The sequence below is a fragment of the Vibrio sp. S457-15 genome (assembly GCF_000960545.1).
GTDB classification, from domain to species: Bacteria; Pseudomonadota; Gammaproteobacteria; order Enterobacterales; family Vibrionaceae; genus Vibrio; species Vibrio parahaemolyticus.
The window spans coordinates 30,251-46,301 of sequence record NZ_JYOQ01000005.1 but is presented as its reverse complement, the minus strand read 5'-3'; the positions used below and the strand labels follow the sequence as shown (position 1 = coordinate 46,301).

The 16,051-nt window shown below is 43.5% G+C and carries 14 protein-coding genes; 5 read left to right on the top strand and 9 right to left on the bottom strand.

Annotation, left to right across the window (positions count from 1 at the left end; translation table 11 throughout):
• Positions 1-63: 63 nt before the first annotated feature.
• On the bottom strand, positions 64-330 hold the full coding sequence (locus tag UF05_RS00485) for a GrxA family glutaredoxin (protein WP_005459605.1): 267 nt from the start codon (positions 328-330) through the stop codon (positions 64-66).
• Between the two features lie 357 nt (positions 331-687).
• Here UF05_RS00485 and UF05_RS00480 point away from each other — a divergent pair, with 357 nt between their 5' ends.
• A complete protein-coding gene (locus UF05_RS00480) occupies positions 688-1,926 on the top strand; it encodes an iron-containing alcohol dehydrogenase (protein ID WP_031817882.1) in 1,239 nt (412 codons plus the stop codon).
• A 65-nt stretch (positions 1,927-1,991) separates the two neighbouring features.
• Here the strand turns inward: UF05_RS00480 and UF05_RS00475 are convergent, their stop codons facing one another.
• The 5 genes from UF05_RS00475 to UF05_RS00455 all read right to left on the bottom strand — a co-directional run bounded on the left by UF05_RS00475 (position 1,992) and on the right by UF05_RS00455 (position 7,606).
• Positions 1,992-2,846, bottom strand: a complete 855-nt coding sequence (locus tag UF05_RS00475; protein WP_005483567.1) for a MurR/RpiR family transcriptional regulator — start codon at positions 2,844-2,846, stop codon at positions 1,992-1,994.
• Between the two features lie 312 nt (positions 2,847-3,158).
• Complete coding sequence (gene panP / locus UF05_RS00470; RefSeq protein WP_045546109.1) at positions 3,159-4,805, bottom strand: pyridoxal-dependent aspartate 1-decarboxylase PanP; 1,647 nt, start codon at positions 4,803-4,805, stop codon at positions 3,159-3,161.
• Between the two features lie 160 nt (positions 4,806-4,965).
• Positions 4,966-5,478 (bottom strand): hypothetical protein, encoded by a 513-nt coding sequence (locus tag UF05_RS00465; protein WP_005485575.1) that lies wholly within the window; start codon positions 5,476-5,478, stop codon positions 4,966-4,968.
• Between the two features lie 207 nt (positions 5,479-5,685).
• Complete coding sequence (locus tag UF05_RS00460) at positions 5,686-6,591, bottom strand: lysine exporter LysO family protein (protein WP_029829508.1); 906 nt, start codon at positions 6,589-6,591, stop codon at positions 5,686-5,688.
• Between the two features lie 94 nt (positions 6,592-6,685).
• Positions 6,686-7,606 (bottom strand): HDOD domain-containing protein, encoded by a 921-nt coding sequence (locus UF05_RS00455; protein ID WP_021449227.1) that lies wholly within the window; start codon positions 7,604-7,606, stop codon positions 6,686-6,688.
• A gap of 370 nt (positions 7,607-7,976) precedes the next feature.
• Here UF05_RS00455 and UF05_RS00445 point away from each other — a divergent pair, with 370 nt between their 5' ends.
• The gene (locus UF05_RS00445; RefSeq protein WP_005459593.1) at positions 7,977-8,564 is read left to right on the top strand and encodes a TfoX/Sxy family DNA transformation protein; all 588 of its coding nucleotides are present in this window, start codon (positions 7,977-7,979) and stop codon (positions 8,562-8,564) included.
• A 172-nt stretch (positions 8,565-8,736) separates the two neighbouring features.
• Here UF05_RS00445 and UF05_RS00440 read toward each other — a convergent pair whose 3' ends face one another.
• From UF05_RS00440 to UF05_RS00430, 3 genes are all read right to left on the bottom strand, one after another.
• Positions 8,737-9,282 (bottom strand): hypothetical protein, encoded by a 546-nt coding sequence (locus UF05_RS00440; protein WP_005459590.1) that lies wholly within the window; start codon positions 9,280-9,282, stop codon positions 8,737-8,739.
• A 197-nt stretch (positions 9,283-9,479) separates the two neighbouring features.
• Positions 9,480-9,977 (bottom strand): response regulator, encoded by a 498-nt coding sequence (locus UF05_RS00435; protein WP_020840443.1) that lies wholly within the window; start codon positions 9,975-9,977, stop codon positions 9,480-9,482.
• Entirely contained in the window at positions 9,974-11,914 is a 1,941-nt protein-coding gene (locus UF05_RS00430; RefSeq protein WP_031817887.1) for an ATP-binding protein, read from the bottom strand. Before UF05_RS00430 ends, UF05_RS00435 begins: the two co-directional genes overlap by 4 nt.
• 186 nt (positions 11,915-12,100) lie before the next feature.
• Here UF05_RS00430 and UF05_RS00425 point away from each other — a divergent pair, with 186 nt between their 5' ends.
• From UF05_RS00425 to UF05_RS00415, 3 genes are all read left to right on the top strand, one after another.
• Positions 12,101-13,366, top strand: coding sequence for a DUF945 family protein (locus tag UF05_RS00425; protein ID WP_020840445.1), 1,266 nt, complete (start codon positions 12,101-12,103; stop codon positions 13,364-13,366).
• Positions 13,367-13,504: 138 nt separating this feature from the next.
• Positions 13,505-14,599: a 3-phosphoserine/phosphohydroxythreonine transaminase gene (gene serC / locus UF05_RS00420; RefSeq protein ID WP_045546206.1), complete on the top strand. Its 1,095-nt coding sequence runs from the start codon at positions 13,505-13,507 to the stop codon at positions 14,597-14,599.
• A gap of 105 nt (positions 14,600-14,704) precedes the next feature.
• Positions 14,705-16,036, top strand: coding sequence for a D-serine ammonia-lyase (locus UF05_RS00415; protein WP_020840447.1), 1,332 nt, complete (start codon positions 14,705-14,707; stop codon positions 16,034-16,036).
• The last annotated feature ends 15 nt before the right edge of the window (positions 16,037-16,051 follow it).

Below are 16,051 nucleotides of genomic sequence, written 5' to 3'. Positions count from 1 at the left end.
AGTAACAAGCTGAAAAATAATAAAAAAGCCGCATCATGCGGCTTTTAAAAAATCTAATGCTTATTACTCGTCGAATAGACCTAGATGCTCTTTCGCGTAAGCTTCGAAATCGTCACAACCACCGATGTGTTCTTGGTCGATGAAGATTTGAGGAACAGTTTCAACTGGTTTGCCAACTGTCTTCTCAAGGTCTGCTTTAGAAATGCCTTCAGCTTGGATATCAACGTAACGGTAGTTAAAGTCATCACGTTTAGCTTTTAGTGTTTCTGCGTGTTCTTTAGCGCGAACACAGTAAGGACATGCAGGACGACCAAAAATAACAACGAACATATTCTTATTTCTCCTAAATCTATTCTTTTTTGAAAGCGTACAAACATAGAGGCTTGGTGCGCTCTCTTTTGTTGAAGTAACTATGCCTTATCCAGATACGGAAATAAAGCAGCAATTACCTCTTGTATCTATAGGCGAAATCTATCGGATAAAAACTAAACGAGCTTTAAACCAAAAGACGTAAATAACCGCTTAATCGGACAAAAATAAGCCTTAAAAATGACATGGTAACTATGTGAAGTGACGCATAAAAACATACTTTTTGAAGGGTTATTGATGGCAAGGTGGATTTGGTCAACTTTTTTTAACGCAAACCATAGCAATCTATTAAAAGTTGTCGTTTTGGGGAGGAAGTGTATGTTTCAGTTTATGACTGCAACACGGATTATTTTCGGTGAAGGAGCGCTCCAATCTTCACTATCAGTTATCAATCAATTTGGGTATAGCGTCTTGCTCGTGACGGGAAAAGAGACTCAGCGCGCCACGCCCATCATCAATTATCTCAAAGCTCAAAATATGCGTTATCAGCACGTCGCCATCAATGGGGAGCCCAACATTACGATGGTGGAAGAAACGGCGGTGCTCGGGCGAAAATTTCAACCTGATATGGTCATCGCGATCGGCGGTGGTAGCGTCATCGACATGGGCAAGGCATTGGCCGCAATCATTCCCAATCAGGGTAATGTCTACGATTATGTGGAAGTAGTTGGAAGAAACGTTCCTCTCAAAGCAAAACCGATTCACTTCATCGCGATTCCCACAACTGCGAGTACTGGCTCAGAAGTGACTAGAAATGCCGTTCTTAAGTCTGGGCAGGACAAAGTAAAAGTAAGTTTAAGAAGTCCGGACATGTTGGCTGACGTTGCGATTGTCGACCCAACATTGACTTATGGGACTGATCAATACACATCTGGACGAGGCGCTATGGATGCATTTACGCATCTGATGGAAGCTTATGTGTGCGGCGAGCCGAATCCTCTCACTGATATGGTATGCGAAGAAGGGCTTCGTCGATTGAGTCGATCAGTGATTGCAGGCTGCAAGCAGGATAATCATAAGGCTCGTTCGGATTTATCTTTTGCAGCTTTGCTTGGAGGGATGGCGATCACTAACGCTAAATTGGGCGCTGCTCATGGGTTAGCCTCTGCACTTGGTGGGAAACTTGATGCTCCGCACAGTGTGATAACTGCACGTTTAGCACCTCATGTGATGCAAGAAAACATCAATGCAGCAAAGCAAGCGGGCAGGAATGATGTGATCAATCGTTATCGAAAACTGGCTCGACTTGTCACGGACAGAGCGAATGCGAATGAACATGACGGCGTGCTTTGGGTCACGATGGTGTTAGATAAGCTAGAATTGCCATTGCTTGGTAAGTTTGGTGTTTGCCAAACTTCGTTTGAACAGGTAGCAAACGATGCGCTTAAGTCTATTGCGATTAAAGGTAACCCTTTACCTCTTAATCAGGAGCGTTTGGTGTTCATACTAAAACAGGTGTGCGATTGCAGTGGAGATTGCGTTGCAGAAAGCACGCCGCACATGAGTTCAGTAGAGGTATTGGAATCGAGAAGCGATTTATCAAGTGTGAATGAGTAAATACAAGTAAAGTCGTTGCGAGAAGAAATAAAAGGGGAGCCAATTGGGCTCCCCTTAATCAATGCTTAGTACTGACTTAGCTTGTCATAACGACTGTCTTTTAAGGCATCTTTCACGCGTTTTAGGTTTTCGCGGAAACCTGTACCACGACGAAGTGTAAAGCCTGTGGCTAATACGTCGATAACGGTCATTTGAACGACACGGCTTGCCATTGGCATGTATACGTCCGTATCTTCAGGAATATCTAAAGTGATAGCCAGTGAACTTGCTTTCTCTAATGGAGAATCTTTCGCAGTGATAGCGATGACAGTTGCACCGTTCTCACGAGCCAGATTCGCAATTTCAACTTGGCTTTTCGTACGACCAGTATGAGAAATGAGAACAATCACGTCGTTATCGCTGCAGTTAATACAGCTCATGCGTTGCATGACAATATCTTCAAAACAAGTAATTGGGATATTAAAACGGATGAACTTGTTTTGAGCATCGCGAGCAACAGATGAAGACGCACCAAGACCAAAGAAAGAAATACGTTTTGCTTGAGTCAGCAAGTCAACCGCACGGTTTACTTGCATCGGGTCTAGGCTATTTTTAGCAACATCCAAACACGCCATTGTCGATTCGAAAATCTTATGCGTGTATGCATCTGGGCCGTCATCTTCTTCCACATTACGGTTTACATATGGCGTACCGTTAGCAAGGCTCTGAGCCAAGTGAAGTTTAAAATCCGGGAAACCTTTGGTATCCAGGCGGCGACAGAAGCGGTTTACAGTGGGCTCACTCACGTCAGCCATTTTTGCTAACGTTGCAATGCTAGAATGAATCGCAGTTTGTGGAGACGCCATAATTACTTCTGCAACTTTGCGCTCTGACTTACTGAAATTCTCCAGATTTTTTTGAATTTTTTCTAATGTATTCATAGTGTTCACGAGGGTATAGAGAACAACTCGCTGGCTCTGTTAACGGGTGGAAACACATCGGTTTCTAAGTTAGAGAGGGGCGTTAACGAAAACTACCAGCGCCATAGTTTCAGTATAAACCTGATCTTCAATCTGGCTAAACCAAATACGGTTACTATTTAGTGAGAATTTGACAGGCCTCAAACAAAATGTTGTAAAAACTACAGAATTGAATGTGGAATCGTAGTTTTGTTGCGCCAGTCGCACGAGAATGATGTTTGAGTTACATCAAAAAGAAAGAAATTTTCAAGTTGATGTAACTCATTCTTAAGCTTACGCGCTTAAAATATCTGAGGCCATTTCTTCGATTTTTGCGGTCAAACTTGGTGCTTGTTTGGCGATTTCGCGTTGTTCGTCCAGTACTGAGCTCAAGATATCTCTGGTCGTCAATGGGTTGGCAAGCACCACTCGGAATACGATGGTGTTCATTCTTTGCCATTGGTCAGGGTTCAGCCTTGTACGAGAAACAAACGATTTGCCCGTTTCACGTTGACGCTTCTGGATAAACTGCGTGAGCTGGTTGATGAGCTCGTTTAGTTTCTCCTTTTGAGTACCTTCCGCTTTATCTAGCGCTTCACGAATCAATGGCGGTAGATAGCGGTATGTCAGTAGACAAAGCTCCGGTTCAGAAACGAGTTCGAAGTCATCTTGCTGTTTGATGAGGTCAGCAAAGTAGCGCGCTTTCTCGATACTTTGATCGATCAATAGTTCGTAGCCTGGGCGACTAATAATGTGCATCGCCGCATACACTAACATGGCCATGCCTGAGCGAGAGCCTTCTAGTGTATGACTACCTAAATCTTTTGAACCTTTACGTAAGATGTATTGCGCATGGTGTTCAATGGACTTCATCGCGTCTGGGTCTTTGAACAACACCATGCCTGCACCCATAGGGATGTACAGTTGTTTGTGCGCGTCGATAGTTACTGAGTCAGCCAGTTCAACACCTTCGAGAAGGTGACGGTAATGATTAGACATCAACGTTGCACCACCCCAAGCGGCATCCACATGGAAGTGACAATTGTGCTCTTGGCACACTTGAGCGATCTGCGACAGAGGATCGACGTTCCCCGTTTCTGTTGTGCCAGCTACACCGATAACCGCAATTGGTTTGATGTTTTGTTCTTTAAGCTCGGCAATTTTTGCTTTTAGGTCGTCAACAACAATACGGTTGTTTGCATCGGTTTTCACCGCGACTAAACCCTCTTGACCTAAGCCAAGTACGTCTGCTGCTTTTTTTAGTGAATAGTGACCACGTTCAGAAACCAGAACTGCCAGACCTTCGTAGCCATAGTGCTTCATGGCTTTGAATAGACCTTCTTTTTCTACCCCTTTGAAATCACCGTCTGCTTTCAACGCTTTATTGCGTGCAACCCAAAGTGCCGTAATGTTCGCGATTGTGCCACCAGAGCAAAACGCACCAAGTGAATGGTTCGCGCTGTGCATCCATTTACGATAAAACTTGTCGTTTTGACCGTAAATTAAGCGGTGTAACATCCCTAAAACTTGACGTTCAAGAGGTGTGAATGCTTTTGATGTTTCGATCTTAACCAAGTTTTGGTTTAGCGCGATCATGATCTTGGATAAAGGCATCAAGAAGTAGGGTAGCGCCGAGGTCATGTGACCGATAAAACTTGGGGCTGAAGTGTGAACCGAGTGCGACACTAACGTATCTAGCAGGTGCTCGGTGTGGTCTGACACGAATTCAGGTTGCTCAGGAATCTGAGCAGAAGAAAAGTCTTTTTCGATTTCACGTAAAGGCTTTTCTTCTGCCACGATGTGTTCACGAAGAAATTGGTTTAAGTTTCGGGAGAGACTTTCGTCAATTTTTGTCAACGTAGAATCAGGACCTTCAGGTACGGTGAAGATCTTTAGCAAGCTCTCAAAGCTAACGTCAGCGGTTTTTTGTTCCTTAACCATGGCAAAGAATCATTTGTAGTTATTTTGGTAATGCGAGCGGCACAATCTAAACTAAAACGGGCGCAAAGTCCCGTTTTAATTATTGAAACCCATGTTACTGAAATGAAAGCGTGGTCATATCTAATCGCTCTAAACCGGAGGTTTTATAGTCAGTTAGCGATTAGTCACACTTTTGTTTTTCAAGCTTCTCAATCGATTGGTTGTACTTGTTGAGTGCCGAGTCAATTTGTTGAGGGTGACTTAACAAATCAGCAAACGCTGAGCGAAGTTCGTAGTTTTTCGGATGATTGGTTGATTGACGATCGCTAAATGTTTTCTTAGCGGCTTCGCCTAAATCATCACTACGACTTGCAAGCTGTTTGACATCGTGTTGCTCTAATTTCAACCAAGCTTCGATAGGTTGTTCTGTTGCTACGCGGCTTGGATCATTTTTAAGAAAGTAATGAACAGCCTCACGATTAAGTTCAAAGTGGTGTTTGCGACCATCTAAGAACCACTGGCTGACTTCTTTTAAGTCAGGATATTGGGAGACCGTTAAATCAACAAGATCTTGATACCATTGTAGTGAAGCATCGACATAGCCATCGTACTTGTTAGCAAGACACTGTTGATCTGCGGCAAACGTAAAAGTTGAGCTTGTAGCGAGGAGCGCTGCAACGACAAAGCGTTTCATTCTTCTTCCTTCTGGTTGTTATCCCTTCATTAACGTTTAAGCGCATCGAATGATGTTGCTCTTCTCAATTGGATTTGTTGTATAAATCGTTGGGCTAAATAACAAAATTCAAATAAAGAAGTTGTCAGTGTACTGACCACTTTAACGTTAACTGGGTATTTAAATTTTTGCCGTATTGTAATAGATGTTAAAGATAAAACCTGAGATCTAGCTAGCAAGTGATACAAAGAAAAGCATCATAACGGGCACAAGTAAACTCAAGATAAAACCACTAACAATAGCGACAGGGACGCAGCGGACACCACCTGTGGTTTGAATCACAGGCAAAGTAAAGTCCATCGCAGTTGCGCCCGCATAACCGATAGCCGTACAAGGGTAGCTACGGATAAAGAGTGGGATCGCGACCAGCGCTATCAACTCACGCATGAGTTCGATAAGGAAAGACGCCCCACCAAACACAGGACCAAATGCGTCGCCCATCAAAATGCCTGCTAATGAATACCAGCCAAATCCGGAAGACATCGCTAATGCTTGATAAAGTGGTAAGTCTAAAATCACAGAAGCGATAACGCCGCCGAGCATACAAGTGGCGATAACAATGACAGCAATCGCCATGCCTTGTTTGTTGAGCAAGATCTGTCTCAGAGTTAAACCGCTGTTTCTGAGTTGAATGCCGATGAAAAAGAGCAGAAGGAAGAGGATCCATTCGCTCGCGGTGTCTACCCACTCCAGACCTATCGGCAAAATGAGACCAGCAATTAAGCCTCCACCAACGACAACAATCAGTTTTACTGATTCTAATGCCATAGAAGAAAGTGGAAGCTTGTTTTGGTTGTGATTGGTCTGCAACGGAATAATCTTATCGATTATTGGCAGAGCGAGTAAGTTACATACACTCAAGCAGACGAAAAAAGTACCAGCGTACAGCAGTATACTCTGCAAGTTGCTACTCAAGTTGTCTAAGGCAGCTAAACTTAAACCCATCAACGAAAGAATGACGTAAATAAGGTATGAAGTTGATTGGTTAATTTTCTCTAGTAAAGCTGCGCGAGAAATAGGAATTAAGTACCCCACTACAAGAGGGGCAAAAATGAATAGCATCCCTGAGAACATAAAACTTGATAATTCCTTAGTGAGACAAGCCACTGACAAAACAACACTCGACCTTGAGTTTAATGTTTATCGTGGATGACGTTAGTTAACTTAATTACAAGCCGCTAGCACTGAGTACTGCGTTGATTTCGTTTTGAAAGTCAGTATCACTCATATTGCTTAGGTCATACAAGACCTCTGCACCTGTTAAATTGAATTCCACTTCATGTTCATCAATACGTTCGTCTTGATTGCGGAACATCAATAAGTGGTTTGCAATTCGAGCAATGTCCAAATAACTGACTTCTGGACGAGCGGTAACAAACTTTTCGTTTGAAGAGACTTCTCGAAAATCGTTGTCGAACCCCCAGCGTTCTAGCACCAACTTACTGGTTGCAGAGCAGCGAGTTTGGAAGATTTGCAACGCGATATCAGGGTCAAGGTAATTGCCACTATCCAGATACAGGTGATATTCGTTAATGAGGCAGAACAAGCCAATATCGGCCAATAAGCCAACTAGAAGTGCCTTTTCCAGCTCCAGATGTGTGTAAACAGAAGGCTCGTGTTTGTGGAATTCTTGTACGACCAGCACCATCGTGGCGCCAAGCTCTCGAGAGACGGCCGCACTTTTTACCAGTATGTCATTGCACTCTTTACTCAGATTGACCGCGTGTTTCAATTGCTCGATAGCTTGTGCGGTCACGATGTCTCGAACGCGGAAGATACCTAAACGAGAGACGGCGGTAGTTAAATCACTACAAGTAATGTTTCTTCGGTTAAAAATCACCGAGTTAGCTACGCGAATCACAATAGCAGCTAACCCTGGATCTTCTAAAAGGCAATTTGCGACATCAGAAACCGTGGTGTTTTCTTCTATACAAAGTTTTTGAATTTTGATGACTACATCGGGGATGGGTGGTAACGAAATTTTACCTGTAGATATGGATTGTTCGACCAATTGGGCGAATTCAGATTCAAGCGCTTTTATAAGCTTATCTTTGTTATTTGGTAGCCAAAAAAATGATAGATGTTCCATTGTGACGTGGTGTTAGAGAACTTTCGTACAGTGTACCCTTACCCGAAGAACATTATCAATGAAATGCGTACTAAGTTCTCTATAAATGGTATACGGATCATAACGATGCGTGGTTTTTGGCACGCCATGCGTCAAAAAAATATCGCTAAATACCCAATAAGTGTGAAACTAATCACGTATGATGAATTTATACTTTTTTATATGTGACCTATGTCCTAACTTATTTTTCAACGTTAAGTATGATTAAGCAAGTTGGTGAGCACAACTCACAAAAATATCGCCAACAAATCGACATTTTAAATTCGCTACAAGCTGCTGTTTATCTGGTGACATCGCTAATCGGGGTAATTTATTCAGATTAAAGAGGTCAATGGACATGACAGACCAAGCTTTTTTTAAATATGTACGCAATTTTAATGAGTATCAGAAACGTTCTATGTTTGGTGGTATCGGCTTGTTTAGCGATGACGCCATGTTTGCGCTTGTCAGCAATGATTGCTGTTATTTGCGCGGCGGTAATGGTTTAGACGAAGAATTTACTCTGCTTAATTGTGAAAAATACAAGCACGTCAAAAAACAGACGACGGCTACTGTAAACTATTATGACGTAACCGATTTATTTGAGTCCGGATTTACTGGCCTTGACGATTTGTTACGCAAATCTATTGATTGCTCAATTAAGGAGCGAAAATACCAAAAGTCTTCTGCAAGTAAACGTTTGAGAGATCTACCGAACATGCAGCTTACATTAGAGCGCATGGTTAAAAAGGCGGGTATTGATGATGTTGAAACCTTTTTGGAACTTGGTCCAGTTGAAGTGTTCAACAAAGTAAGAGTTGCTTACGGCAATGATGTTGACGTTAAACTGCTGTGGAAGTTTGCTGGTGCCATTGATGGTGTGCACTGGAAACTAATCCAAGAGCCACGCAAAAAACAGTTACTGGCACTGTGTGAATAAGGCAACTGAACCACACAATGATTGACTCGTTTCTAATGGAGTTAGCGAGTCAGAAAAGTAAGTGTTAAAAGCAGAAAAGGGATGTTGATGTTTTTGACCACTTCATTTGAGTTAGTCATTTTATGAACAAAAAAACCGAGGCAATTGCCTCGGTTTTGCTTTTTTACGCCAATTAGAACTTGAAGCGTGTAGTGAACATTATTTGATCACCGTAGAAATCGTTGATGCGAGCTTCAGCACCAAGAGAGAAAAGCTCTGTTGAATGGAAGCGCGCGTAAGCAGAACCTGTCCAATCGTCATCGTTGTCGATTGAAACGTAACCAACTTTACCACCCACTTCAAGTTGAGGACCAAGCCATTGGCGAACGCCTAGGTTTAGCTCCATACCAACATCTGTGCTGCTTGAGCTTGTTGGCTGAACCACACGCATTAGCATTTCACCTGTAAGGTCTGCCCAGTTGTTTAGCGGTGAGTGAAAGCCAAAACCTGCAGCAGAATCAAAGTCGCTATCAAACTCAGAGTCGATACGAGCAATAACGTGCGCATTCGGGTGAATAGATTTGCTGAAGCCAGCACCAAATGTCACAGGGCTTGCGCCGATACGAGCTTCGAAATAATCGTAGCTAAAGTTGCTCATAGTTGCAGGCGCGTTGCGGTCTGCGGCTAGGGCATGGCTTGATGCCATTAATAGGGCAGCGGCTAATAGTGTTTTACGCATAACTAACGATAAACCTTGTTCTTTATTTCCATGGATTCAGGCAAATGCTTGAACCGTAATCTGATTTGTCCGACATCATAATAAAAACGAAGGTCTACGACCAACAAAAATGTGTCGAGGTTTTGTCAATTGACTTAATGGTGACGTAACAAAAGCAAAAAGCGCGCCACTAGTTGCTAGAGAGCTATTCTCAACTATTACTCTCCGAAGCTGGCTCTGCGATCTGCCATTGCATTCAAGATTGCTTCTGAATCGAGAATCGTCGTCCAAGACAACAAATTGTCATCATTTTCAATAACAAAGGCTGTTAGCTGGGATTTAATGGCTTGTCTTAGCTCCTCACCTTTCCAAGGCTTGGCAATGTAATAATCTAAGCTAGCATGGTTTACCGCTTCAACGGTGTCTTCAAGACCCGCTTGTCCGGTTAGGAGCACTTTTCTTGCTGCTTTGGTGTCACCATTTTGACTCAGTTCTATAAGAAAGCTGATGCCCGTTTGTTCTGGCATGATGTGGTCGCACAAAATCAGCGCAAGCTGAACTTCTTCTTCCGCCATCTCTTCAATCACTTGCTTTGCTTCCGTAACGGACTCTGCGCCTTCAACGATGAAATGTTCTTCGAATGGTGCTAAATCTTGAAGGACACTATCCAAGACTTCTCGTTCGTCATCGACGCATAAAATCAGATACTTAGTCATGTTTCATCTCCTTCTTCAATGACTGGTAACCAGACGGTCATACAAGTAAAGGCATTGAGTTCCGATTGAACATCAATCCAGCCTTTGTGTGCTGCAACGATTTGTTGGCAAATAGACAGTCCAATACCTAAGCCAAAGTTGCCTTCTTTTTTGGTTGTAAAGTTGAGTTCAAAAATTGCTTTTTTCTGCGAATCCGGAATACCGCATCCATTATCTTCAAATGAAATCACGGCATAACGCTGTTGGTTTTTTTCAACTTCTCTCGTTTGTATTTTTAACGACCCTTTTTCAGGAAAGGCGTCAATCGCATTGGATATTAGGTTGGTCCATACTTGTTGCAATGCAATAGGTTGGCAAAGCATACGCGGAAGTGGGGCGTAATCTGTTGAAACTTGATGTACCTTTAGCTTGTTTTCGAAAATCACTAAAGTGTCTTCGATGCCTTCATGGATATCGGCGTAGTGCATGCGTTCATCATCAGATCTCGCGTAGCCTTTTAGGCTCTTCACCATGTCAGCGATGCGAGCGGCACAAACATTGATAGAACGGAGAGAAGCACCTGCTTGATGGTATTGTTCTAACGTCTCTAGCGTAGAGGAGGCATTGTCTTTCTTCTTGGCGAGCTGGGAAACGAGTTCGGAATCGCTCTCTAGGCCTAAATTGACGACTTTTTTGGCAATGGCACGATCAGGTAACGTGCTGTTGAGCTCTTTGACGCGTGAGCGCAGTTCCGCAGTCGAGGCTGGCATGGCAGTTTGAGCTCTGGTTAGAAGCTGAACGCCTTTGATTTGTACTTCTGCTGTCGGAAGTTGAGTTAATAGCCCTTCGAGGGTATGAGTGAGGTTTTCTACACCACGCAAAATCGCAGCTATTGGGTTGTTCAGCTCATGGGCCACGCCCGCAACCAACTGGCCGAGCATGGCCATTTTTTCTCTTTCAATCAGTTGTTGATGAGCAGATTCAAGTGACTCGAGTGTTTTCTGCAATTGTAATTTTGTGTTGATGCTTCTCTGTAATCGGCGATTGAAATGACGAAGAAGTAAGTTCGTAAATAGGGGGAGAAGGTTTGAGTCACTCTGCATTACTTTACGAAACACATTTCTATCAAGTTTAATTACTTCTGTTTCGGTAAGCGTAAGTGCAGTAGAAAAGGAGCATTCCCCAGTCACAAATGACATGCCGCCGACAATGTTCCCTTTGGTATGGCGAACCACTTCTCGCTGCATACCTTGTTCGTCTCTTTTGTAAAGCGCCACTTCTCCGCTGGTTATGAACCATAAAAAGCTGTTCGGTTCCCCTTCAACCGTCAGCAAATGCTCAGGAGAGTAGGTTCGACAAGCTTTTGTTTCGTCATTTTCTTTGAAAAATTGTTGCAAGGCAGATATTACTTGTTCTGCCAGTTCATTATCAGACATCGAGTGATAGTCGTGTAAGAAACCGGCTTGGTAATTGCTCATCTGATTTTCGATATGAGCACGTAGCAATTTGTGCTGGTCCAAGATTTGGCTATAACTGAGCAAGTCTTCTTTGCAATTACGTAAGATAAACTGCGTCAGCTCTTTTTGAGCGGTATTAAAAAGGACGTTATCTGGTAGAGGCTTGGTCAAACAATGATCCAAACGACCTTCATTGACGGCCGTGAGTATCGCGTCAATATCTGAAGAGCAACTGATGAGAATTTTACGAGCGCGCTCTGTGTGCGGTGTTTTGTCCAGCCCAATGAGAAAATCCACACCATTAAAGTGCGCGTGATGGCTAGCGATCACTAACGCGACAGTTTGTTCTCTTTCTTCAAGATATTCCAACGCGCTTTGCGCTTCTTCTATCGATTCGACAGAAAAAATATCAAACTTGCTTGAGAAAGCCGACAGTTCCAATCGAAACTGCTCTGCACTGATTGGATTATTGTCGAGACACAATACAGCGTAACGATTCACAGGTGGTTGAGCTCCGGTTAAAACTTGGCCAAGCAAACTTTATCAATAAAACGGCGTAATGAGTGCGAGCTGCGTATGATTCCTGACTAATGGACTAGAATTAGCATCAATAGTCTGATTTATCTCAATGTTTTATCCGTTAATGGTTTGGGGTAGACTGAGCGCAAATACCTGAAAAGTGATGTTATGCAAAACTTAAAAAAACTAGGCGCCATCGGTGGTGCAATCTCATTGGCGTTGTGTTGGCCGCTTGCGGTTGGTCAAATTGGTCAGTCGATCATTGAAGACGGTATCGCCAATATGAACGATAAGATGATCAAAGGCGAAGTTGTTGAATACCAACGTGGCTACCTTTCTTCCGTTGTATTGACTCGATACTCAGTGGTTGACCCTGAACTGAAAACACAGTTTGAACGCGATGGTTTGCCGATTATGTTCGAAGTTACGAGTGATGTAAGCCATGGCTTAACTAGCCTCACAGCAGACTCTAAGCTGGTGGATAACGATTTTCTCCCGCTTACCATGCATAGCAAAACACAGCTTAATGGTAACACTGCGTTTACGTTGGATTTAGACAGCTGGAACTATCGCAATGAAGCACAAGGCGTATCGGTTTCGACAAGTCCTGCACAAGTGACTGGCGATGTTACCGTACTCGGTGATTTGAAGTACCAAGTATCGATTCCTTCGGTTCAAGTCGATTTTGAAAATGGTGACGAGCTACACCTGAATGATCTGAGTGGAAAAGGTAAGGGTAAGCAAGCGAAAGGCTATTGGCTTGGTGAACAAACCTTTTCTCTAGAAAAGTTAGATGTGGTTGATTCATCGCTTAAACAGGTATTTTTGATTGAAAAGGCGAGCTACAGCGGCAACACGTCGAATGACGAAACCGGTGAGAAGCTAAACAGCCAATTGAACATTAATGCTCAAAAAATGCGCCTAACGGATGGCACTGATGTTGATAACTTTAAGTTGAATTTTGCTATCGCAGATGTCGATAGTAATTCGTTCGATCAAATTATGTCGATCTATCAAAGCTCACCAGTACTTGATGAACAACAGGTGTCCGAGTTAATGCCTCACATCGACATGCTATTTAGTAAGGGCTTTAAGCTTTCAGTTAATGAGCTTTCTTTGGCGTTTGGTGAAGGTAAATTCCGCAACGAGTGGCAATTATCTGTCCCTCAAGGTACAGACCATATCACGCAAGACCCAATGAAGTTGATGACCGCAACAAACGGCGAATTGAGTACTTACTTCTCAGATGAACTTGTTGAACACTATCCATTTATCCAAGAAGGCATTGATGAGCTTTTGATCATGGAGTTGATTGAAAAAGTCGACGGTGGTTATGAACTTAAAGCTCAAATCGGTGAAGGCAAGCTTAAGTTTGAAAATGGTCATGAATTTCCATTGATTGGTCTGTTAATGCCCGCGTTGATGCAGAAATAAGCCGATTACGATTAGAGCTTTCCGTTAATTTGACGTTTTCAGTTTAAAAGAGGTCTTAAGACCTCTTTTCTTGTTTTTATCGCCATAAAAACGTGATATTAATTTCGTAATATTTACATAGCAGGAGCAATGAGCATCATGGAACAAAATACGGACAACGTATTTAACTTCAGTGCAGGGCCAGCGGCTTTGCCAAAAGCTGTCATGCAGCAAGCACAACAGGAACTGATCGACTGGCAAGGTCTTGGTACTTCGGTAATGGAAATCAGCCACCGAAGTAAAGAGTTCATCAAAGTTGCAGAAGAAGCAGAGCAAGATTTACGTGATTTGCTGAATATTCCAGACAACTACAAAGTACTGTTCTGCCAAGGTGGTGCTCGTGCTCAGTTTGCCGCTGTTCCGCTAAACTTACTTGGTGAGGCAGAAACTGCAACCTACATCGATGGTGGTTACTGGGCTGAAAGTGCAGTCGAAGAGGCGAAGAAGTACTGCGAACCTGACGTATTTGATGCCAAAACAGAGATTGACGGTAAAGTCGCTGTTCTACCTGCAAGCGAATGGAAAATTGCCCCAGAAGCGGCTTATGTTCACTTCTGCCCAAATGAAACCATCGATGGCCTCGAAATCAATGATCTTCCAATCACCGACAAACCAATTGTTGCTGATATGTCTTCGACAATTCTTTCTCGTGAAATCGACGTATCGAAATACGGTGTGATTTACGCGGGCGCTCAGAAAAACATTGGTCCATCAGGTATTGCCATCGTGATTGTTCGTGATGATCTACTCGGCATGGCGAAACAAGTGCTGCCAAGTATTCTTGATTACAAAGTTCTTGCTGAAAAAGAATCGATGTTTAATACGCCACCAACGTTTGCTTGGTACTTGTCTGGCCTTGTTTTCAAATGGCTTAAAGCACAAGGTGGGGTTAAGAGCATTGAAACAGTGAATCGCGAAAAAGCAAAACTGCTTTACGATTACATTGATCAGTCTGATTTCTACCGCAACGGCGTTCATCCATCGAACCGTTCATTAATGAACGTTCCTTTCCAATTAGCGAAGCCTGAACTTGACGCGACTTTCCTTGAGCTTGCAGATGCAAAAGGACTAAAAGCGCTAAAAGGTCACCGTGTGGTGGGCGGTATGCGCGCATCGATTTACAATGCAATGCCGCTAGAAGGTGTGCAAGCGTTGGTCGACTTCATGAAAGAGTTCGAGCAAAACTACGCATAGAGCACAAATTGAATGAGTTAAAAGCGTCGCAATTGCGGCGCTTTTGTTTATGTGCGTAACCAATTGAATGGAAGATTTTAAAGAACGAATTGCAGGATAGAGGATATGAACAAGTTGAATTTGGAAGTGCTTAAAAAACAATTCCCACTTGTAGAGCAACTGATCAACCTAGATGAAGTTTGCTGGTTTAATCCCAACGTGACCTCGCTTGAAGAAGGTTTGCCACACGTCGGATTGAACGCAGAAGATATTCATGTCGCGAGTGCAAGGCTCAAGCGCTTTGCTCCTTATCTTATGAAAGCTTTTCCTGAAACCAAAGCCGCTTCTGGTCTCATTGAGTCGCCTGTAGTGGACATTCCAAAGATGAAAGCGGCTTTGGAAACTCAGTACAACGTCCCAATATTCGGCCGCCTTATGCTCAAGCTTGATAGTCACCTACCAATATCCGGCTCGATCAAAGCCCGTGGTGGCATTTATGAAGTGTTAGTTCATGCAGAAAAACTGGCGATTGCCGCAGGGTTGTTAAGTGAGAGTGATGATTACAGCAAGCTGCTGAGTGGTGAGTTCCGACAATTTTTCCAACAATACAGCATCGCGGTTGGTTCAACGGGAAACCTAGGCATGTCGATAGGCATGATGAGTGCCAAGCTTGGTTTTTCAGTATCGGTTCATATGTCCGCCGATGCGAGAGAGTGGAAGAAAAATAAACTTCGATCGCACGGTGTCAACGTGGTTGAGTACGAGCAAGATTATGGTGTTGCGGTTGAGCAAGGTCGAAAACAGGCAGAGAGCGATCCCAACTGCTTTTTTATCGATGATGAAAACTCACAAACCTTGTTCCTAGGTTACTCGGTTGCAGGTGAACGCTTAAAACAACAATTTGATGATTTAGGTATTGTGGTTGATGAACGTCATCCACTGTTTGTGTATTTACCATGCGGTGTTGGTGGTGGGCCAGGTGGTGTTGCTTTTGGGCTCAAGGTGGCCTTTGGTGACCACGTGCATTGCATCTTCGCTGAGCCAACACATTCTCCTTGCATGTTGTTGGGAGTACATACGGGTTTGCATGATGAGATAGCGGTGCAAGATATTGGTATAGATAATCTCACCGCGGCAGATGGCTTGGCCGTTGGTCGTCCTTCTGGTTTTGTTGGGCGAGCCATGGAGCGGTTAATTGATGGTTACTACACCGTGACGGATGAACGTATGTATCAGCTTTTAGGAGAGTTGAGCGAACGAGAAGGCATCAATTTGGAGCCCTCTGCATTAGCCGGAATGATGGGCGCGGTGCATGTATCGAGTTCTCTACACTACCAGACTCGTTTACAGCTTACGGATGAACGTTTGAAAAATGCCACACACTTAGTTTGGGCTACCGGGGGAGGGATGGTGCCAGAAGCCGAAATGTCAGCTTACTTGGCGAAGTCTGGTCGTTAGAGCGTTCTTCAAATT

What these genes read in the sequence shown, in the direction of transcription:
- UF05_RS00485 (WP_005459605.1), bottom strand. Translation starts at nt 330, where the DNA reads ATGTTCGTTGTTATTTTTGGTCGTCCTGCATGTCCTTACTGTGTTCGC.
- UF05_RS00480 (WP_031817882.1), top strand. Translation starts at nt 688, where the DNA reads ATGTTTCAGTTTATGACTGCAACACGGATTATTTTCGGTGAAGGAGCG.
- UF05_RS00475 (WP_005483567.1), bottom strand. Translation starts at nt 2,846, where the DNA reads ATGAATACATTAGAAAAAATTCAAAAAAATCTGGAGAATTTCAGTAAG.
- panP (WP_045546109.1), bottom strand. Translation starts at nt 4,805, where the DNA reads ATGGTTAAGGAACAAAAAACCGCTGACGTTAGCTTTGAGAGCTTGCTA.
- UF05_RS00465 (WP_005485575.1), bottom strand. Translation starts at nt 5,478, where the DNA reads ATGAAACGCTTTGTCGTTGCAGCGCTCCTCGCTACAAGCTCAACTTTT.
- UF05_RS00460 (WP_029829508.1), bottom strand. Translation starts at nt 6,591, where the DNA reads ATGTTCTCAGGGATGCTATTCATTTTTGCCCCTCTTGTAGTGGGGTAC.
- UF05_RS00455 (WP_021449227.1), bottom strand. Translation starts at nt 7,606, where the DNA reads ATGGAACATCTATCATTTTTTTGGCTACCAAATAACAAAGATAAGCTT.
- UF05_RS00445 (WP_005459593.1), top strand. Translation starts at nt 7,977, where the DNA reads ATGGACATGACAGACCAAGCTTTTTTTAAATATGTACGCAATTTTAAT.
- UF05_RS00440 (WP_005459590.1), bottom strand. Translation starts at nt 9,282, where the DNA reads ATGCGTAAAACACTATTAGCCGCTGCCCTATTAATGGCATCAAGCCAT.
- UF05_RS00435 (WP_020840443.1), bottom strand. Translation starts at nt 9,977, where the DNA reads ATGACTAAGTATCTGATTTTATGCGTCGATGACGAACGAGAAGTCTTG.
- UF05_RS00425 (WP_020840445.1), top strand. Translation starts at nt 12,101, where the DNA reads ATGCAAAACTTAAAAAAACTAGGCGCCATCGGTGGTGCAATCTCATTG.
- serC (WP_045546206.1), top strand. Translation starts at nt 13,505, where the DNA reads ATGGAACAAAATACGGACAACGTATTTAACTTCAGTGCAGGGCCAGCG.
- UF05_RS00415 (WP_020840447.1), top strand. Translation starts at nt 14,705, where the DNA reads ATGAACAAGTTGAATTTGGAAGTGCTTAAAAAACAATTCCCACTTGTA.